At 70.8% G+C, this 19,417-nt stretch carries 13 protein-coding genes; 4 read left to right on the top strand and 9 right to left on the bottom strand.

The features are described 5' to 3' along the window. Positions 1-225: 225 nt before the first annotated feature. Positions 226-1,374 carry a DUF418 domain-containing protein gene (locus tag OG589_RS28290; protein WP_405140821.1) on the top strand — a complete coding sequence of 383 codons (1,149 nt, stop codon included), beginning with the start codon at positions 226-228 and terminating at the stop codon, positions 1,372-1,374. A gap of 369 nt (positions 1,375-1,743) precedes the next feature. Continuing rightward, positions 1,744-3,915 carry a DUF222 domain-containing protein gene (locus tag OG589_RS28285; protein WP_405140820.1) on the top strand — a complete coding sequence of 724 codons (2,172 nt, stop codon included), beginning with the start codon at positions 1,744-1,746 and terminating at the stop codon, positions 3,913-3,915. A gap of 195 nt (positions 3,916-4,110) precedes the next feature. On the opposite strand, the gene atzF is transcribed toward OG589_RS28285, so the two are convergent. From atzF to OG589_RS28260, 5 genes are all read right to left on the bottom strand, one after another. After that, on the bottom strand, positions 4,111-6,090 hold the full coding sequence (gene atzF / locus OG589_RS28280) for an allophanate hydrolase (RefSeq protein ID WP_405140819.1): 1,980 nt from the start codon (positions 6,088-6,090) through the stop codon (positions 4,111-4,113). A gap of 285 nt (positions 6,091-6,375) precedes the next feature. Continuing rightward, the gene (locus OG589_RS28275) at positions 6,376-7,956 is read right to left on the bottom strand and encodes a hypothetical protein (protein WP_405140818.1); all 1,581 of its coding nucleotides are present in this window, start codon (positions 7,954-7,956) and stop codon (positions 6,376-6,378) included. Positions 7,957-7,959: 3 nt separating this feature from the next. Continuing rightward, a complete protein-coding gene (locus OG589_RS28270; RefSeq protein ID WP_405140817.1) occupies positions 7,960-8,640 on the bottom strand; it encodes a cysteine hydrolase family protein in 681 nt (226 codons plus the stop codon). A gap of 114 nt (positions 8,641-8,754) precedes the next feature. Continuing rightward, complete coding sequence (locus tag OG589_RS28265) at positions 8,755-9,402, bottom strand: GntR family transcriptional regulator (RefSeq protein WP_405140816.1); 648 nt, start codon at positions 9,400-9,402, stop codon at positions 8,755-8,757. Between the two features lie 47 nt (positions 9,403-9,449). Beyond that, on the bottom strand, positions 9,450-10,280 hold the full coding sequence (locus tag OG589_RS28260) for a D-alanyl-D-alanine carboxypeptidase family protein (RefSeq protein WP_405140815.1): 831 nt from the start codon (positions 10,278-10,280) through the stop codon (positions 9,450-9,452). Positions 10,281-10,393: 113 nt separating this feature from the next. Here OG589_RS28260 and OG589_RS28255 point away from each other — a divergent pair, with 113 nt between their 5' ends. After that, on the top strand, positions 10,394-10,933 hold the full coding sequence (locus OG589_RS28255; RefSeq protein WP_405140814.1) for a hypothetical protein: 540 nt from the start codon (positions 10,394-10,396) through the stop codon (positions 10,931-10,933). 21 nt (positions 10,934-10,954) lie between these two features. On the opposite strand, the gene OG589_RS28250 is transcribed toward OG589_RS28255, so the two are convergent. From OG589_RS28250 to OG589_RS28240, 3 genes are all read right to left on the bottom strand, one after another. Beyond that, positions 10,955-14,323 carry a BTAD domain-containing putative transcriptional regulator gene (locus OG589_RS28250; protein ID WP_405140813.1) on the bottom strand — a complete coding sequence of 1,123 codons (3,369 nt, stop codon included), beginning with the start codon at positions 14,321-14,323 and terminating at the stop codon, positions 10,955-10,957. Positions 14,324-14,449: 126 nt separating this feature from the next. After that, a complete protein-coding gene (locus tag OG589_RS28245; protein ID WP_405140812.1) occupies positions 14,450-15,514 on the bottom strand; it encodes a YbhN family protein in 1,065 nt (354 codons plus the stop codon). Between the two features lie 99 nt (positions 15,515-15,613). Beyond that, positions 15,614-16,441, bottom strand: a complete 828-nt coding sequence (locus OG589_RS28240) for a PIG-L deacetylase family protein (protein ID WP_405140811.1) — start codon at positions 16,439-16,441, stop codon at positions 15,614-15,616. Positions 16,442-16,589: 148 nt separating this feature from the next. On the opposite strand from OG589_RS28240, the gene OG589_RS28235 reads away from it, so the two are divergent. Continuing rightward, on the top strand, positions 16,590-17,723 hold the full coding sequence (locus tag OG589_RS28235) for a glycosyltransferase family 4 protein (RefSeq protein WP_405140810.1): 1,134 nt from the start codon (positions 16,590-16,592) through the stop codon (positions 17,721-17,723). A 1,110-nt stretch (positions 17,724-18,833) separates the two neighbouring features. On the opposite strand, the gene OG589_RS28230 is transcribed toward OG589_RS28235, so the two are convergent. Beyond that, on the bottom strand, positions 18,834-19,217 hold the full coding sequence (locus OG589_RS28230; protein WP_405140809.1) for a hypothetical protein: 384 nt from the start codon (positions 19,215-19,217) through the stop codon (positions 18,834-18,836). Positions 19,218-19,417 lie beyond the last annotated feature (200 nt).

The following is a 19,417-nucleotide window of genomic DNA, read 5'->3' as shown; positions in this document are numbered from 1 at the left end:
CGGAAGGGCCCGGAACCTTCCCGACGGCGCCATCCCCGGCACGCAGTGACCAGCACGTACCTCCAGACGCCCGCCCGCCGCTTGCGCGGGTCCGGCGACTCGAGCAGCGCCGGAAAGGCCGCGGCCCCCAACGGCGAATCTGGCATGAGAAGGACCGCCTTTGGTCGGCTTACATCGAGACCAAGGTTGGATGTGGGGTGCCGGAGCCTTTCCTAGCGTCGGATCATGACGGAAACCTTGACGCCACCCGCAAGCCGTGTCCACGAGGTCGACGCGGTGCGCGGCTTCGCACTGGCGGGCATCCTGGTGGCGAACATCGGCTTCCTCGCCGACCCTGGCTACGCGATGACGGGCACCATGCCCATCCCGGACGGGCCGGTGGCCATCGCCATCACCACCTTGGTCCTGACGAAGTTCTACATCATCTTCTCGTTCGTGTTCGGCTACTCGTTCACACTCCAAATGCGGGCCGCGGAGCGGGCGGGGGCGAGCGTGAAGGCCCGCACCCTGCGCCGGTGCCTGGGCCTGTTCGTGATCGGCGTGGTCCATGGGCTTCTGTTGTGGATCGGCGACATCCTTACCCTCTACGCCGTGCTTGGCCTGATTCTGCTGGCGTTCCGGAACATCAGGCCCAAGACCGCCGTCATCGTCGGATCGTCCATCATCGGCGTGTTGACGGTGTTCTGGCTGCTGCTGGCCTGGCTGAGCACCCTTGATCCCGCCGGCTCGCAGTCTCCGCCCGCGGACCCGGCCGAGGCCGCCCGGGTACTGGCGATGGCCACCAACGGGCCGCTGGAGTTCCTCAGGTTGCAGCTTGAGCTGTATCCGGGGTTGGCGGGCACAGTCTGGGTCTTCCAGGGCCCCATGGCGCTGGCACTGTTCCTGTTCGGCCTGGCGGCGGGCAAGGCGCGGCTGCTGGAGCAGCCCGAGCGCTGGTCACGCCTGCTCCCCGGCCTCCAGTGGCTCGGCTTCGGACTCGGCGTCCCCGGCGGGATCCTCTTCGCCTGGACGTCCGGCTCTGAGGGGCCGCTGGAGCTGGTCGGCATCGCGGTGAACAACATCACGTCGCTGCTGCTCGCCGCCGCCTACGTCGCCACCCTGCTGCGAGTGATCAAACGCTTCCCATCCGTGAGGCACGTGCTGGCCCCGGCGGGCCGGGTGGCCGCCTCCAACTACATCGGGCAGTCGGTGCTCACCTGTCTGGTCTTCACCGGCTACGGCCTGGCGCTGGCGGGCCGGCTGTCGCCGATCGCCGTGATGGGCGTCGCCCTCCTGATCTATACGGTCCTGCTGTGGCTCAGCGCGTGGTGGCTGCGGACTCACCGTTATGGACCTGTGGAGTATGGTCTGCGCCGCCTCACCAACTGGACCTGATCACAGCAGGCCGGCTGAATGGCGCAGCCAGCATCATGCCGTCCGAAGGGCACTAAGCCTGGTATTACGCTCGCCACCAGATCAAACTCAAGGCCGATTCAGCGTCGACGTGCTCGCCGGATAATCATCAGCGTGCGCACTGTGATGGCCTAGAGCCGCCTAGCGTTCGTAGCCATAGAGGCCAAAATCCGCTGCAAACTCCATTGGTTACGATAATTCTGGAGCTTTCCCAGATCGGGCAAACCGGCGAATCTCTGGATTTCAGCCTACCTAACGATCGTGCAATGGGGTGGGCCCGGGAATTGTCGGTGGGGGGCGATAGGTTGGTGACGGTTCTTGTTTTCCGATGAAATGGGGAGGTGCCTGGCGATGGCGACGGAAGCTGGGCAGATTTCCCTCGTGTCGGCGCTCTCGGCCGATACGCGAAAGGCGACAGGAGAGAACGCGCTCAGCGGATCAAGCCAGTGCACGATTCCGCAGGGCGCCGTCCGCGCCGGTGACAAGGCGTCGGCACGGGGGGTGCCGGTCGCGCCGGAGGCCTTGTTCGCGGACCTGTCCGGTGCCGAGCTGGCGGCGGCGCTGGCGGCGCTGGATGCCGGTGCGCTGCCCCGTGACGAGTTGGTCCATGCGGTGGCCGCCTGGCGTCGGCTGGCCTCGTGGGTCAAGGCGCGGGAGCTGGCTCTGGTCAATCTGCTTGCCGATCGGTTCGTCACCGACGGCCGTTATGGCCAGTCGTGGCGCGAGTGGTTGGAGGCGGAGCTGAGCTTGGGGCTGACCTTGACCGACTGGTCGGCCTCGGCTCTGGTCGAAACGGCCGCGACACTGCGAGACCGGCTCCCCGGCACGATGGCATCCCTGCTCGCCGGAGCGCTTGACGAGCCGCGAGTACGGGTGATCACAGAAGGCGTGAAGGGGCTGTCGGAGGCCGCTTGCGGCCGGGTAGAGGACGCCATTCTCGAACGTGCGCCCATGTTGACCACCGCCCAGTTGCGCAAGCTCGTGGCCGCCACGGTCGAAAGGGTCGCGGCCGAGGAGGCCGCCGCTCGGCGTAAGGCTTCCGAGCGGTCCCGGCGGGTGGAGTTCCGCAACGACGGTCAGGGCACCGCCGAGATCTTCGGGCTCAGTCTCCCGGCCGGGCCCGCGACCGCCGCCTATGACCGCGTGGACGCGATCGCGCGCGCGGCAAAACGAGCCGGCGACTCCCGCACGACCGACCAGTTGCGGAGCGACGTCTTCCTGGCCCTGCAGCTCGGTCTCCTCACCCCAGGTTCGTCCGAGGTCCCCAACTCAGCCGCCCTAGCCACCCTCAATCCCGATCATGACCATGACCATGTTCAGAGCGGCAGCGGGCGAGGCAGCGGGGTAGGAAACGGGCCAGGCAGCGGCGTTGGGAACGGCGCGGGCAGCGGGGCCAGCGGCCAGGCGGTCGTCTTCGCCGGCCCGCTGGACGAGGAAGGCATCCCTGTCCAGGCTCCGCCCGCCGACGACGCCGACATCCCAGCCCCCGACGAGCACCACATCGTCTACGAGCCTGATCGACAGGGCCTCCACGACCAGCGGAGCAAGCAAGCCCCGCCAGCCATGGCCCTCCCCAGGAAGGCCCCCGCAGGCCCAGCCCCCGGCGCCGAGGCCGAAATCAAACCCTGCTCCGGGGCCGAAGGGGAACGCTGGTCCGGGACCGAAGGCGAACGCTGGTCCGGGACCGAAGGCGAACGCTGGTCCGGGACCGAAGGCGAACGCTGGTCCGGGACCGGAGGTGGACGCTGGTCCAAGAGCGGGAACGCACGCTCGGGTGGCACCGGAGATGAAGGCTGGTCCGGGAGTGGAGGCGGCCACGGGGATGAGGGCGAAGGCAGACCCTGGCCCGAAACAAGGGACGGGCGCTGCTCCGGACCCGAACCCGAACCCGGACCTCGACCCGAACCTCGATCTGGAGCCGGACCTGAACCTGGACCTTTGTCCGAGGACGGGTTTCAGCCCAGCGGGTGGGGTGGCGTGCCCACGCCTCAGGGGTTGTTGGAGGCTGCCGCGCGCCAGTTGGGCGGTCCGCACCTGGTTGTCGGGCTGGACACCCTGCTAGGGCTGGCCGAGAAGCCCGGAGAGCTGGGCCGGTATGGATCACTGGTGGCGGACATCGCCCGGCAGATCGCCGATGACAGCATCCACACCGGTGTGAAGGTCTGCTGGACCGTCACCAACGACAACGGCGAGGCCGTCCACCACGGTGAGACGCGCTATCGGCCCGGCACGGTGCTGCGAAAACTCGTCAACGCGCGAGATCGCACTTGCAGGTTCCCCCGTTGCCGAAGACCGGCCTCCCGATGCGATCTTGACCACACCCTGGCCCACGACCAGGGCGGTGCCACCTGCCCATGCAATCTGGCCCCGCTCTGCCGGCGACATCACCGGCTCAAGCAGCTCGACGGCTGGGCTCTCATCCAGCCCCAGCCGGGCCTCATGGCGTGGATAACTCCATCGGGGCGCACGCATGTGGTGCACCCCGACACCTACGACACCTACGACGTCTCCGACACCGGATGATCCGCCACGGCCCGGGCCTCCGGCCCGCTACGACCACTACGACCACTCCCGGCACTCAGCACCAAGCGCCAATCATCGACCGCATCAGCGGGGTTCCGGTTGAGATCCCGGTGCGCGTATTTCTTGGTGCCAGGGTGCGCGCGAGGCCGTAGCCATGGGTTCAGTTCGTTCAGGGGGCGGTATCCGCTGCCTCGGTTATCGGGCGCCGCGCTCTGGTGAGAGGAGGTAGTCCGGCCAGCTGCCGTATTTGCTGATGTCGGCCGCTTCCTCGGTGGCGTAGGACTCGCAGAGGAAGCCGTGCACCTGGCGCCCGTCCGCGAGGCTGATCCAGCCGAGGCTGAGGGGCGGCATGATCTGGGTCAGCAGGGTGCCCAGCGCCGATGGGCTCAGGGCGTACAGCTCCACCTCGACCGATACGCCACCGTCCACGGAGCGGACCAGGCCGGGGCGTGGCGGTTCGCCCCCGCTCAAGGCGTACAGGCGGTAGAGCGGGGCGGTCTGGGCCGTACCGAGGTCGACGGCCCCCAGCGAGGTGAGCTGCCCGTGTAGCGGCTGCCCGGCACGATGCGCGCCCACGACGGCGAGTACCGCCCGCGGGTCGGCGATGCCCCCGGGCCGTACGGGGAGCACGGAGCGCCCTTCGCCCTCCGCCTGGACGGCTGGGCTGCCGGTATACGTATGGCTGCCGGTGTAGGGATGGAATGGGGCGGCGAGGGCGGCGAGGAGTTCGTCCGAACCTGCTGGGCCCAGGAGGGTGATGCCGTGTGGGCGCCCCGCCGACGTCGTGCCGGCGGGTACGGACACGCCGGCGAGGTCGAGCAGGTTGGTGAAGGTCGTGTAGTGACCGAGGACGGTGTTGCGGTCGATCGGGCTCTCCACCATCTCCGCGATGGTGTAGGTCGTGGGCACGGTCGGAACCACCAGCGCGTCCATCGACTCCCAGGCCTGCCGAGTCTCGGCGCGCAGCGCCCGCAGCTTGTAGAGCCCCTGGAAGGCGTCCACCGCGCTGAGTCCGGTGCCGTTGCTGAGTACCTTGCGGGTGACCGGGTGGACTTCGTCCGGGTTCCGCGCCGCGAACTCGCCGACTGCGGCGAGCCGTTCGGCGATCCACGGTCCCTCGTACAGCAGCCGCCCCGCGGCGAGGAACGGGTCGAGATCGACTGGGACCAACTGGTGCCCGAGACCCGCGAGCCGTTCCACCGCCTCCTCGAATCCGGCGGCAGCGGCGTCGTCGCCGTAGAACTCCGGGCGCTGCGGCACGCCGATGCGGAGCGCTCCCACGACGGGCGGCTCAGGAGAGGGCACGGGGAGCGGGCGCGACCAGGGGTCGGCGGGCTCGTACCCGGCGATGACCGACAGCACGGCCGCCCCGTCGGCGACCGACCGGGCGAAGACGCTCGGGCAGTCGAGTGACGCGCACGCGGGCACCAGGCCGAGCGTGCTGACCAGCCCCCGGCTCGGCTTGATCCCGACGGTGCCGGTGAGCGCGGCGGGCACCCGGCCCGAGCCGGCGGTGTCCGTGCCGATCGCGAAGGCGACCAGCCCGGCGGCCACCGCCACCGCCGACCCGGAGCTGGACCCGCCGGAGATCAGCCCCGGCACCAGCGGCGACTCGCACACGCCGTACGGGCTGCGCGTGCCGGAAAGGCCGGTGGCGAACTGGTCGAGGTTGGTCTTGCCGACGAGCAGGGCACCCGCCGCGAGCAGCCGGTCGACCAGCGGCGCGCTCCGCTCCGGTACGTACGCGTACGCGGGGCAGGCCGCGGTGGTGGGCAGCCCGGCCACGTCCACGTTGTCCTTGACGGCGAAGGGCACCCCGTACAGCGGTGGGCGCGAGCCGGGGTCGGGCCAGCGGCGGGCCAGCTCGGCGGCGTCGGCGAGCAGGACGGCGGCGGGCCGCGGGGTGATCCACACGTGGTCGTCACCGCGCGCGGAGATCCGCCTGAGCACCTCCTCGGCGACGTCGGATGGGCAGGCCGCCCCGTCACGGTAGCGGCGAGCCAGGCTGTCCAGGTCGAGGCGGGACGGGTCCAGGTGGCCCAGGTCGAGGCGGGAGGGGTCGGCGTGGGAGGGGTCGGGGCGGGAGGGGTCGGGGTGGCAGGGGTCGGGGTGTGACGGGCCGAGGTGGGACGGGTCGAGGTGGGCTGAGCTGTCCAGGTCAAGAGGAGTGTCCATCTGCCTTCCCTGCACGGGCTGAGGGCCCGTGGCTGATGTTCATGGTGCGTCTTCGTGCTGGTCGGCGGCCCGTGACATGCGCCCTGCCGGCCACGGCGCCCGCCACGGCGCCCGCCACGGCGCCCGCCACGGCGCCCGCCACGGCGCCCGCCACAGCGCCGGTGGAGTGCTCTGTCCGCTGATACGGGCCCGTGGCCGGCGGTTCGGTGTCCGGATCGGGCCCGTGGCCGGGGCCTCCGTACCCAGGCACGGGAGTCCGTGCCCGGGGCGGTTCGCGGGGTTTGGTTATGAGGCCGCGGGGACCTCCGCGGGGGTGGGGGCGCCGGTGGTCTCGGGCTGGTCCGCCGCCTTGGCCGTGCTGGGGCGCAGGAAGGCGAAGGCCACGAGGACCAGGCCGGCGAAGAGATAGCCCAGTGCGACCTGGCTGTTGGCGTTCCACTCGACCTTCACGCCGTGGATCAGGCCGATGAACGACAACACCGCTCCGCCGAACGCGTACCCGGCGCCCCACAGGAAGGACCGGTCGATGATGAAGGCGGTGATCGAGCCGAGGATCAGCCCGGCCAGCACCGCCCCGCCGCCGAGCAGGGCGGTCCCCTCGTAAACGGTGCCGCTCTGCGCGATCGCGGCGTACCCGACCTTCTGCGCGGTGGTGCCCGCCGCGGCCAGCGCGTTGTCCATGTAGCCCTGCGCCCAGGACGCGATGTTGGGGATGATGGCCATCACCACGGCCACCGCGTGGGCCTTCGGCACCGACTGGAACGCCTGGAGCCCGATGTACAGCAGGATCGGCACGATGGCCGGTGTGGGCAGCACCGCTCCGAGCAGGGCGAACATGCCGAGGAAGCAGAACAGCGCGATCACGACGCCACTGGCCATCGAGTAGCTGCTGCGACCGCCCGCGGACTTCCAGCCCGGGTGGCCGATGTAGACGGCGGGCGGGAACGGCGAGCCCAGCATCGAGCCGACCACCGCGCCGGCTCCGTCCGCCAGCAGCACCGACCGCAGGTTGTACGAGTCGCCCGCGGCGGCGGCGCTCTCGACGTTGCTCATGCCCTCGGTGAAGTTGTAGATGCCCAGAGGGATGGCGGTGGCCAGCAGCGGCGAGACCTCTCTGAGCCCGTCGACCAGCCGGTCGATGTTCAGCGACGGGAGGCTGACCGCGATGTTCTCGGCGGCGGCGCCGACGTCGGCGGGGTTCATGTAGCCGCCGATCCAGGCGATCGCCGTGCCGACCAGGAGGGCGGCCAGGCCGACCGGGATGTTGCCGGGAAGCTTCAGGTCGGTGAAGAAGCCGACGAGGATGATCACGAGCACCGGCAGCGCGATCCAGGCGGCCTCCCACATCTGCGCGGCCGGCCGCATCGAGATGAAGGCGATCGAGATGCCCGCCAGGGTGCCGAGCATGGCCGCCCTCGGCGTGAAGCGGCGGATGTACGGCCCGACGAACGCGCCGATCAGCACGATGATGCCGATGATGAAGCACCAGGCCAGCCCCGCCGCCCAGGCCTGCAGGGGGTTCTTGGTGGCCAGGTAGGTGGGCAGCATGATCACGAAGACGACGATGAACATGTGGGGCACGCTGGGCCCGTACGGCATCGCGCACACGTCGGTGCGGCCCTCGCGGCGGGCCAGCCGCCGCGCGAGGTAGGTGTAGTACACGTTGCCGATCAGGAGCTGGATGCCCATCGCGGGGAGGATGACGCCGAAGACGTCCGAGCCGGGCAGGTGGACGACCCCGAGGCAGAGGCCACTCAGCACCAGCACGTTCACCATCACGTTGAAGCCGAGTCCGAAGAAGGCGTTGGTGTCCCCGCTGACCCACCAGGGGAGTTTGAGCGTGGCGGGGTCGGTTGTCGTGGTCATTGGTCAGCTCCGCGCTTCGAGTGCCTTGAGATAGTTGACGGAGGGGGCGACCCAGCCGAAGATGCCGCCCTGGGCGGCGATCATTTCGAGCCCGTACCGCTGGAACTCGGCGAAATACGAGCCCACGCAGTCGGACAGCACCAGGCACTCGTAGCCGCGGTCGTTCGCCTCGCGCACGGTGGTGTGCACGCACACCTCGGTCGTGACGCCGGTGACGACGAGGCTGCGGATGTCCCCGGCCCGCAGCACCTGACCGAGGTCGGTGGCGTAGAAGGCGCCCTTGCCCGGCTTGTCGAGGACGAGCTCGCCCTCGATGGGGGCCAGTTCGTCGATGATGTCGTGGCCGTACTCGCCCCGGATGAGGATGCGGCCCTTCGGCCCCGGCTCCCCGATGCGCATGGAAGGCGCTCCGCGGCCGAGCTTGGCGGGTGGGCAGTCGGACAGATCGGGCACGTGCCCCTCGCGGGTGTGGATGACGGTCATCCCGGCCTTGCGGGTGGCGGCCAGCACCTCCTGGAGGGGTGGGATCACCTGCCGGAGCATGGTGACGTCGTTGCCGAGGGTCTCCCCGAATCCCCCGGGCTCGACGAAGTCCCGTTGCATGTCGATGAGAAGCAGTGCTGTATGTGCCGGGTCGAACCCGTATGTGTACGGCTCGGCCTCGACAAGAAGCGGATCGGACACGTGGACTCCGTTCCTCGGATCCTCCTTTGTCGATTGTCGACAGAATTGTGTCCGCGGCCGTTCCGTCCGGTTACGCTTCTGTTAGCTCGGTGATCGGTCCTGTGTGCTGTGTGATCAGCCGATGTAGGTGCGGGCGCCGTGCCTGGCCAGGGCGTCGAGGGCCGTGGCCGGGTCTCCGGAGGCGATGGCGTCGAAGAGCCGCCGGTGCCGCTCCACTCCTTCGGACGGGGCGCGCTGCTCGGCCTCCCTGCGCAGGTTGGCGGCCATGTAGAGCTGGAGCTTCAGGATCACCGGCTCGTACACCAGCAGCAGCTGGCGATGGCCCGCGAGCGCGACCAGCGCGACGTGGAAGCGCCGGTGCGCCTCGTTCTCGCTGAGCGGGTCGTCCGCCTCGACCGCCGCCGCCATGCCGTCGAGGGTCTTGGCCAGCCCCGTCAGGTCCTGCGCGCCGGAAGGGGGCAGCGCCAGCTCGACCGCGTAGCGCTCCAGTACGTCACGCAGCCCGAACAGCTCGTCCACGTCCTCGCTGGACAGCTCGGCGACGCGGACCCCGCGCCGTGGCAGGTGCTCCACCAGCCCTTGCTGCCCGAGGGACCGCAGCGCCTCGCGCAGCGGCGCCCTGCTGGTGCCGAACCGCTGGGTGAGCTGCTCCTCGATCAGGCGCTCTCCGGGTGCGAGCGCACCGCTGAGAATCTCGTGGCGGATGCGCCGCATCGAGAGCTCGACAAGGCTTGGGGGTTCCAGCACCCCGTCCGGTTCCACCTGTCCACCTCCTCTCGCCGTTGGGACAAACTCTGTCAGACCAACCGTCAGGCGGCGGTGGCGGCCGCGGTCGCGTCGAGCAGCCTGCGGGCGCTGCGGTAGCGGGCCGCGTCGCCGGTGTCACCGAGGAGCACCCCGACCATGGTGTGCCCGCCGATCACGGACGCGAACATCAGGCAGTAGCCGGCCGCCTTGGTGTAGCCCGTCTTCAGGCCCTGTGCCTCGCTCGGCAGCAGCCTGTTGGTGTTGTGCCAGACGTGGGCGCGGTGCACGGCCGTCTTGCTCACCGTGTGCCTCTCGGTGCGGACGATCGTGGCGATGACCGGGTCCTTCAGCACCGCCTGGGCGAGGGTGACCTGGTCCTTCGCGGTGGAGTGGTCGCCGCCGGTCTGGGGGAGCCCGTCGGGGTTGGTGTACAGCGTGTCGCGCAGGCCGAGGGTCCGCGCCGCCTGGTTCATCCTGGCCACGAAACGCTTCACGCCCGGTCCGTACCGCCGTGCCAGCGCGTTGGAGGCGTCGGCCCCCGACGGCAGCAGTACGCCGTACAGCAACTCGCGCACGGTGAGCCGCTCCCCGGCCTTGAGGCCCGCGTGGGTCCCGCCGTTCGCCGCCGCGTGCTTCACGTCGGCCTTGGAGATCGTGACGACGTCGTCCAGTGACCCCACGCGCCGCACGACGTACGCCGTCATGATCTTCGTCAGGCTGGCCACGGGCACCCGCCGGGTCTCGCGCTTGGCGAACTGGACCGTTCCGGCCGTGGCGTCGACCAGGTAGACCTCCTTCGCGGTGACCTGTGGAGCGGACCGGGCGTGCACCGGGCCGGCCAGGCCGAGAATGGCCAGGACCGCCGCCAGAAGAGAGATCATCACCATACGCATCCGGTTATGATCCCATGTCCGCCATTGTGGGCATGAGAGTTGACTGCAAGCGGACGGCAAGCAGGGCGCAACCGCCCCCGCGTACACCTGAGGGTGAACGAAAGGGGAGGGTCATGGGAGCGCGAAGCGGTCTGGAACCGGTGGGCGGCCTGGTGCCGATCATGGCAAGCGGTACGGCCACCGTGTTCAAGCTGCTGGTCGCCACGCTCGCCGTCTGCGGGGCCTATTTCGGGGTCGCCCACGGCGCCACCGGCCCTGAGCACACCGCGGCCGACGGCCCGTACGTCAAGACCGTGGTCCTGTCGGCGCAGTCGCTTCCGATCGAGGCCAGGCACATCCCCGAGGCCGGCATGGTGACGGTGGGAGCGGCCGCCGCCGGCGACTCCTGCGAGCGCACGTACCACGCGCAGAGCGTGATCGACCCCGGCGCCTCGGGCGACCCCGTGGACTACGACTGGCGCCTGGTCCGCTGGAGCCCCCGGGCGCACGCCTGGAAGCCGTACCTCTACTCCGAGACCGCCGGCTTCATGGGCGCGCAGCGCACCGTGGAGTGGCACCCCCGCGTCGTCGACAACCCCGGCTGGTACCGCGTCGAACTCGCGGTGTCGGGCAAGGGCGTCGTCGTCAGCGAGAAGTTCCAGATCAGCTGCTGACCGGCCGTACGGCCGCGCGGGTCACAGGTTGGCGAGGGCCTGCCGCGCCGCCGCCACCCACCGGGGGATGCCCACCCGCTCGGCGACCGCCAGCGCCTTGTCGTAGTGCTTGCGGCCCTCCTCGGGCTGCCCCAGGTGTATGGCGAGGTCGCCGAGCGTCTGGGCCACCGGCCACAGCGCCACCACCCCGGTGCCCGCCCCCGCGATGCGGTCGGAGAACGGCCCGAGCGTGGAGTAGGCGTCCTGCATCCGGTCGCGGTCGCCGAGGAGCATGCCCGCCAGCGCCCGCCACGTCATGGCCAGCTCGTACAGGAAGTCGGGACGTACGGGCGTCCTGGTGGCCGCGATCGCGCGGGCGTCCTTGATGTGGCCGGCGGAGGAGAGCGCGACGGCGTAGGCGTCGAGGGTCCACTTGGCCCCGCGCCGGTGCGCCTCCTCCAGCGACTCCACCATGTCGGCGGCCTTGCCGTCGACCAGGCGCAGGCAGAACGTGGTGATCAGCGGGAGGTCCTGGCGCCCTTCGAGCATGCCCGCCCGCGCGGTGAGCCGCGCGGCGTTCCGGTACGCGCGCTCGGCTCCTGCGTAGTCGCCTGTGATCATCATGCGCATGCCGGCGTACCAGGCGCCCACCGCCGTCGGCGCCGGCAGGTCGTACTGCCTGGCGAGCCGCTCGGCCGCGCGGATCTGGACGTCGGCCTCGGCGAAGTCGCCGCGCGCCGCCGCGCACTCCATGAGCACCAGGTGGGCCAGCGCCTGTACGGCGATCTGCCCGGAGGCGGCCCCGACCTCCAGCAGCTCGCGGCCGATGGCCTCGCGCTCGTCGACGACCGTGATGACGTACGACTGGCGCAGCCGCCCGCTCAGCGCGACCGCGAGCAGCGCGGGGTCGCCGCTCTGCCGCGCCAGCTCCTCGGCCTCCAGGGACGCTTCGTACCCGCGGCCGGTGGCGGAGCCCTCCAGCTCCAGCGCCAGGGTCGCGAGCAGGCTGGCGCGCAGCGACTGCTCGCCCGGCGGCAGCTCGATCAGCGCCCGTTCGGTGACGTCGACGATCTCCCACGCCGTGCGGGTGAGGTCGCGGGCGATGCCCTTGTACGGCACGGCCACCGACGCGGCGATGCGCGCGGTCATCTCCAGGTCGCCCAGCGGCAGCGCGGCGTCCATCGCCTCCCGGCGGCGGGCCCGCGCGGCGGCCATGTCACCGCAGAGCGCGAGCGCCTTGATCAGCCGTAGCTGCAGCAGCAGGCGCTCCTTGGGCGGCCCGCCGAGGGGGTGGGCCCGGTCGAAGGCGGTGATGGCGCGCTCCCACAGCGTCGCCGCCTCACGGTGGGCGAACCGCCGCTCCGCCTGCTCGGCGGCCAGGCCCGCGTAGTGGACGGCCTTCGCGGCGGTCTCGACCGTTCCCGCGGAGTCATAGTGGTGGGCGAGCGCCGCGACGTCGGACGCCGACCGGCTCTCGATGACCGACGCGACGGCGGCGTGCAGGCGCGACCTGCGCAGCCGCGAGGCGTCGGAGTACAGCGTGTCGCGTACCAGGTCGTGGTCGAAGCGGAGCATCCCCGGCCCAGGCTCGGTGACCAGGCCCGCCAGCAGCCCGGCCTCCACGGCGTCGACGACGGCGTCCTCGTCGCCCGAGACGTCCACCAGCACGTCGATGTCGACGTCGCGGCCGATCACCGCCGCCTGTAACAGGATCTGCTGGGCGGTCACCGGCAGGCGGGTGATCCGGCGGCGCAGCACGTCGCGCACGCCGGACGGCACCTCGGAGATGACCTCGGCGGCGGTGGCGCGGTCGCGGGTGGCCTCGGAGTCGAGCAGCCGGACCGTCTCGCGGACGAAGAACGGGTTGCCGCCCGTGCGCTCGATGATCGTGCTGACGGCGTCCTCGTCGACCTCGCGGACGCACGTGGCCCGTACGAGCTCGGCCACCGCCTCCTCGTCGAGCCCTTCCAGGCCGACCCGCACCGGGCCGAGCCGGGCGAGCGCCGCGAGCACGTCGGACTGCTGGTCGTTGAGCTCGCCGTCACGGCAGGTCACGACCAGCAGCACCCGGCTCGTCGCCAGCAGGCTGGGCAGGGCGCGGAGCAGGGCGAGGGTCTGGTCGTCGGCCCAGTGAAGATCCTCAAGGGTCAGCAGCACGGGGGCCTCGCGCGCGATGCCCGCGATGTAGCCGCCGACCGCGCGGTGCAGCCGGAAGCCGCCCGACGCCTGGTCGTCCTCGTCGGCGGGGGCGGCGTCGTCCAGCAACGGCGCCAGCAGCGGGCCGTACTCACCCGTCCCCCGGACGGCGACGAGAGTGCGCAGGACCTCCACCCAGGCCCAGCCGGGCGGGGTGGCGCTGCTGTCGGGGCAGCCGCCGGACGCGGTGATCCAGCCCTGCCGGGAGAGCTCCAGCCCGAGCTGCCGTACCAGGGTGGTCTTGCCCGCGCCGGGATCGCCGCCGACCACCGCGGCGGTGAAGCGCCCGGCGAGGGCGTGCGGCGCCGCGCCGGTCAGCCGGGCCAGCTCGGCGTCCCTGCCGACGAACGGTTCCGGCGACAGCGGGGGAAGGTCGGCCGTCTGGCTCTCGGGACGCGGCGGCCAGGTGCCGGCGATCTCGCTGAAGCGGGGGCGCTGGGGAAGCGTGAGGTCGAGGGCCGGGTCCTGGGAGAGGATGTCCGACTCCATCTTGCGCAGCGCGGGGCCCGGGTCGATGCCGAGCTCGTCGGCCAGGGTCGTGCGGGCCCGGCGCAGGGCGGCGAGGGCGTCGCCCTGCCTGCCGCAGCGGTAGAGGCCGAGGGCCAGCAGCCGCCAGCCCTCCTCGCGCAGAGGATTCTCGCCGGTGAGGGCTTCGAGGTCGGGCACGGTCTCGGCGTGCAGGCCGAATCGCAGCCCCGCGTCGGCGTGCCGCTCGCGCGCCACCAGGCGCAGCTCGGCGAGCCTGCTCACCTCGGCCTCGGCCCACTGCTGCTCGGCGAAGTCGGAGTAGGGGGTGCCGCGCCAGAGCCCGAGCGCGGTCTCAAGGCCCATGCGCGCCGGCTCGGGGTCGTCGTTGTCGAGGTGCTTGCCCGCCGACCTGACCATGGCCTCGAAGCGCAGGGCGTCGACCTGGTCGGGCGCGGTGCGCAGGGCGTACCCGGAGGCGACGGTGACGAGCAGCCGGTTGGGGCCGCCGCGCGGCCGGCCGGGCTCGAGCACGCGGCGCAGGCGGGAGATGTAGACCTGGAGCCCCGACTGGGCGCCCTTGGCACCCTCGTCGGTCCACAGGTCGAACAGCAGCGTATCCACGGGCACGACCTGGCCGCGCGCGACGAGTAATCGCGCGAGCACGGCCCGTTGCCGTAGCCCGCCGAGGTCGACCTCGCCGTCGTCGTCGTACGCCTCGACCGGTCCAAGAACGCGGAACGTCACCATGTCAGCCGCCACGCTATGCGGGCCCGTCGAGCACGCACAAGGTATTCGCCAAGGCCCGCCTTCCTTCCGTGGGTGTCACGAGGCTACAGGTACCGGAGTGCCTGTGCTGACGACTACGGATGCGGCTCAGGCGTGGGAGGCGGGCTCCGGGGAGCGGTGGTCGTTCGAGGCGCCGCGCCGCCGCAGCAGGGACCACGCCCCGAGGGCGAGGCCGCCCCACGGGATCTCGATCGTGTAGGTCCAGAAGCCGAACAGGATGGCGGCGGCAAGCGCGGCGCCCGGGGGCTGGCCGAAGGCGATCAGCAGCGCGGCAGTGCCGCCCTCCATGATCCCCGCGCCGCTCGGGGTGATCAGCGCGCTGGTGAGCACCCGGCTGACGGCGAACACCGCCACGGTCTCCGCCGGGCCGGGGTAGGAGCCGGTGGCGACCAGGCAGCACGCCATGATCAGGCACTGAAGGGTCAGGAAGGCCACCATGCCGAAGGACAGGCCGCGCCACCGCCTGTGCACGATCTCGGCGGTGTCGGCGCGCACCCGGTGGATGGCGTCCGAGGCGTAGCGCTCGGGCGGGCGGATCCGGCGGGGCAGCACACCGAGCAGCGTGTCGAGGACGCGGCCGAGCAGGTCGGCGGCCCGTTCCCAGTAGAGCGCGGCGGCCACCACGGCGACCAGTACGAGGATGGAGACCACGCCGCCCCACGCCGCGTTGGTGACCCTGGAGTCGGGGATGCGCCCGGCGACGAGCAGCGCGATGATGCCGACGGCGGGCAGGATGAAGCGGAACAACGTGTTCCAGATGCCGGTGACCAGCGTGTACACCACGACGGAACGGGTCGCGAACCCCCAGCCCTTGGTCATCGCGAAGGTGACCGCCACGCCGGCCGCGCCGCCGAAGGGCAGCAGGTTGCTCACCGCGCTCCCCGCGGCGTTCAGCGTCAGCGCCTGCACATGGGTGAGCCCGGGCAGCGCCGAGGTCATCACGTAGGTGTAGGCCCACAGGCTGGCCAGCCACAGGGCGGCCATCAGCAGGATCATCGACCAGCTCAGCTTGCGGAACTGCGCGCCGATCTCGCTCCAGCTGACCTCGGCCCCGGTGAGCGCGTGCACGATCTGCGGCAGGTACACCACGAGCAGGACGGCAAGGGCCAGGGAGGCCGCTGACAGGCCTGCCTGAACCCACTTGTTCCTCACCGTGATACCCCCATCGTTTCTCCCCGCGCGGACGCCGCCCGACCATCCTGCCCCGGTGGCCGCCGGGTGGATCTCATCCTCCAGAACGAAATCACCCCTCTACCCGGTCTCCTCCGGAAGGTCGTCGAAGGGGTGCGTGCGCCGGGTGCCCGGGGGCAGGTCGCGCCGGACGTACCACTCGGTGCCGAAGATCAACCGGTACAGGGGCCCGGGGATCCTGAGCATCACCGCGAGCGTGCGGTCGCCGTCGCCGCCCGAGGCCTGGGAGGTGTGGGCGGCCATGCTGGCTCGCTTGACCTTCGCGAACCTGCGGACGTTGACGCGGTGGGTGATGTCCTCGCCGGGGGAGTAGGCGCGCTCGAAGGAGCGCACGTCGAACTCCGGGGGGAACTTGTAGAAGCGCTGGGCGAGCCGGAGGCCCCTCAGCAGGGGGTCGCGGTTGACCGTGGCCTCCAGCAGGATGGGCGTGCCCGCGATGTCCGCCGCGCGCTGCCCCACCCGGTAGACCTGCACGTGGTCCGGATGGCCGTACCCGCCGGCCGGATCGTAGATCGTCAGCAGGTCGGCGCTCTCCTCCTTGAGCACCGCCGCCAGCCGCTGGGCGGCCTCTTCGATGTCGGCGTCGATGAAGGCGTTCTCCGGCCGGTCGTCCCCGACGCCCCCATCGCCCTCGCCGAGCCCCGAGTCGCCGTAGCCGAGCAGCACCACGCGGGCGACGCCGAGGGCGGCGGCCGACTCGTACAGCTCGGCGGTGCGCGCCTCCGCGAGCTCGTCGCCGTGGGGCAGGTCGGCGAGGCCGCGCTCGCCCGCGGTCGCCACGACGAGGACGACGCGATGGCCCTCGGACGCCAGCATCGCCATGGTCCCGGCGGTCAGCAGCGCTTCGTCATCGGGATGGGCGTGGAAGAAGACCGCGGTACGTGCCACGCCGCCATGATTCCACGTGGCGAATCCCCGAGTCCCCGGCGCCTCCCCGGGAGGGGTTCGAGAAGCCTTCCCGAACCGTTCAAGAACCCGTGGCCCGGGGGAGGTGGTCCCGTTTGAAGCGGGTCGCGGGCTCTGCCAGGCTGGCGGGGTGCGGATCCTTCACGTCAGTGACTGTTACCTGCCACGGCTCGGCGGCATCGAGGTGCAGGTGGCCGATCTGGTGCGGTCGCAGTCCGAGGCCGGTCACGAGGTCGAGGTGGCCACCGCGACCCCCGGCGAGCGCATCTCCGGGGTCCACCGCGTCGTCGCCCGCCTGCCCTTCGACCTGCCCGTCCACCCTCGCGGGGGCGGGCACCTGCTCCGGCTGATGACCTCCCGGCGTCCCGATGTGGTGCACGTCCACACCGGGGCCGTTTCGCCGTTCGCCTGGATGGGGGTACGTGCCGCCGTACGCGCGGGCCTGCCGGTGGTGGTCACCGTGCACAGCATGTGGGACCCGCTGACGCGCGCGCTCTACCGCGTCCTCGACGCGCTGTTCGGGTGGAGCCGGTGGGGCATGGTCGTCACCGCGGTCAGCCACGCCGCCGCCCGGCACATCCGCGCCGTCGCGGGCAGGCGGGTTCCGGTCGACGTCGTGTCCAACGGCCTCGACGTCTCCGCCTGGCGTCCCGCCCTTGACGTACGGCCCGGCGAGCCCGGCGGCGGGACCGGTGGCGCGGGCGGCGCCGGTGACGTGCACATCGTGGCGGTGGGACGCCTGGCCCCGCGCAAGCAGCCGGTGCGGCTGCTCAAGCTGCTGCTGGAGGCCAGGCGCAGGGTCCCGAGGAACATCGCGATGCGGGCCACCCTGGTGGGGGACGGGCCCGCGCGCGGTTCGATGGAGCGTTTCGTGCGTGCTCACGGCATGGAGGGGTGGGTGTCGCTGCCCGGCCGCTACACCCGTGACCAGATCCGCGAGCTGCTGGCCTCGGCCGACGTGTTCGTGGCCCCCGCGCCGAGGGAGTCGTTCGGCATCGCGGCCCTGGAGGCCAGGGCCGCCGGGGTCCCGGTGGTCGCCAGGGCGCAGAGCGGGGTCGCCGACTTCGTGCGCCCCGGCAAGGAGGGCCTGCTCGGCCGCACGTTCGACGAGCTGGTCCAGTCGGTCGCGCGGCTCACCCGCGACCGGGAGCTGCGAGAGCTGATCGCCCTGCACAACCGCGAGACCGAGCTCACCCGTTGTGCCTGGCCGGCCGTGCTCGAAGGCTTCGAGCGCAGCTACGCGCTCGCGGCGGCCAGAGCCTGACGCTCTTGGTCTCGGTCAGATGTTCGGCCTGGGCGGGCGTGGCGGCGAGGGTGCTCAGGGCGATTGTCGCGGAAATGGCGACCGCAATGAGTGAAGATTTCCCGCTCTCTCGCGAGGCCGGCCGGATCCTGAGATCACCCAAGAGTCGTCCCCTGGGACCGGTGCGGCAGTTCTCGGCGGTGACGGAAATGAAGACGTTAATCGCGGTCCGTCAACGGCTGACGGTGTCGCCGTCCGGAGTTCAATCCTGTCGAGCCGTCTGGGCGCATGTGCAGAAGACTTTGACCAATCCGCGCTGCGAACCTTCGATCAGTTCACGTGCCTGACCTAGGCCTTTGAAGCTTTTCCAGTCGAGGAAGCGCCGCCCCTTCCGGGGGTGGAACTATACGTCCGAAGATTGGCTCGACAGGCTGGAGTGGCACACATGCCAGGCCGTGCGATATACCCGGGCCGGCTGGGATTGCGCCTCCTGTGCTGGCGGGCTGCGCTGATTCTCTCGCCCGGTCTTACTTCGCTCGCCAAGGAAAAGACGGTCACGCCGGCCCCCTGTCGATAGGCTCAGTTCGTCACTCGCAAATCGAGGAGAAGTTCTTTGCGTCTATTCAGTGCAGCGGCACTCTCATTGTTATTGACCGCAGGGGCGGTGGCTGTCGCCCCGCCGGCCCTGGCCGCCGGCATGGTCTGCTCTGGCGTTGTTTCGGCGCGCCTGGATTCGGGTGGCGGAAGTCCGAATTACATCACTGTGGAAAACTGTGGCACCGCGACAGCGTCATGGCGATACAACCTGAACAACAGAGGTTGGACGTACGTCTCAATCGGAGGCGGCAAGCAGAAGACAACGAACTTCCCCGCGAGCTGGGCAAAGCTCGACATCCAATTCACCTGGTAAGTATGACGGCGCGCTCGGGTGCGTTCGGCGTCGCCGGTGAACGCCGCCGATAGGCGGCCCTGGCCTTGTGCGGCCGACCGTCACCATCGGGGATCTCGCCGATGGTGACGGTCAGATGGATCATGAGACGGTCCGCGCGGGCGGCCTGACCACGGTCGTCATGGCGGCGTACTCATCGGTGCCCAGGCGTGCGTCCCGGGCGGCATTGTGTCGCCGGGTGGTCAGGAGCAGTTCAGGGCGAGCTTCTGAGTGGCCTCGGTGGCCTTCGTGGCCAGCTTCGGCAGCTCGGTCGCCGCCGCGCCGGGGTTCGAGGTGTCGATCTTGATTCCGCCCAGCGACGTGGACAGGTCGGTGAGCGTGGTCTTGAGGTCGCCGTCGGCCTTGCCCGACAGGTCCTTGAGCTTGGTGGCCAGATCGGCGGACGCCTTGTTGAAGCCGTCCAGGTTGCCCGCGCTGGCCGCTGCTTGCGTGCTGTAGTCCTGGATCGCCTTCACCGCGTCGTCGCAGACGGCCTTGGTGCTTCCGCCGCCGCAGGCGGAGGAGAGCGAGACAAGGACGGACGCCGCGGACACGGCGAGAATACGGCGGGTAAGGGTGATGTTCATTGTGTGCCTTTCCTAGTGATCTGTCGCGATGGACAAACTAGGGAGGGCACCTTGCGGATCACTTTCACCGTGCCTGCACGGCGAGACGGGGAACTTTCACCCTGGTGACACGCCTGTTCGAAGGCGCGTGAAGGCACCTTCTCGGGTCACGGGCCGGGGTCGGGAGCGGCCGGCCTCGGAGAGCTAGAAGGGGAGCGCCC

Origin of the sequence: Sphaerisporangium sp. NBC_01403, assembly GCF_045040145.1 — a bacterium.
Lineage (GTDB): Bacteria > Actinomycetota > Actinomycetes > Streptosporangiales > Streptosporangiaceae > Sphaerisporangium > Sphaerisporangium viridialbum.
Note: the sequence above shows the minus strand (reverse complement) of the source record. Positions and strands in the feature narration are given on the sequence as shown.

Excerpts from the sequence above, each read along its gene's own strand:
- OG589_RS28290 (WP_405140821.1), top strand. The coding sequence starts at position 226 with ATGACGGAAACCTTGACGCCACCCGCAAGCCGTGTCCACGAGGTCGAC.
- OG589_RS28285 (WP_405140820.1), top strand. The coding sequence starts at position 1,744 with ATGGCGACGGAAGCTGGGCAGATTTCCCTCGTGTCGGCGCTCTCGGCC.
- atzF (WP_405140819.1), bottom strand. The coding sequence starts at position 6,090 with ATGGACACTCCTCTTGACCTGGACAGCTCAGCCCACCTCGACCCGTCC.
- OG589_RS28275 (WP_405140818.1), bottom strand. The coding sequence starts at position 7,956 with ATGACCACGACAACCGACCCCGCCACGCTCAAACTCCCCTGGTGGGTC.
- OG589_RS28260 (WP_405140815.1), bottom strand. The coding sequence starts at position 10,280 with ATGCGTATGGTGATGATCTCTCTTCTGGCGGCGGTCCTGGCCATTCTC.
- OG589_RS28255 (WP_405140814.1), top strand. The coding sequence starts at position 10,394 with ATGGGAGCGCGAAGCGGTCTGGAACCGGTGGGCGGCCTGGTGCCGATC.
- OG589_RS28250 (WP_405140813.1), bottom strand. The coding sequence starts at position 14,323 with ATGGTGACGTTCCGCGTTCTTGGACCGGTCGAGGCGTACGACGACGAC.
- OG589_RS28230 (WP_405140809.1), bottom strand. The coding sequence starts at position 19,217 with ATGAACATCACCCTTACCCGCCGTATTCTCGCCGTGTCCGCGGCGTCC.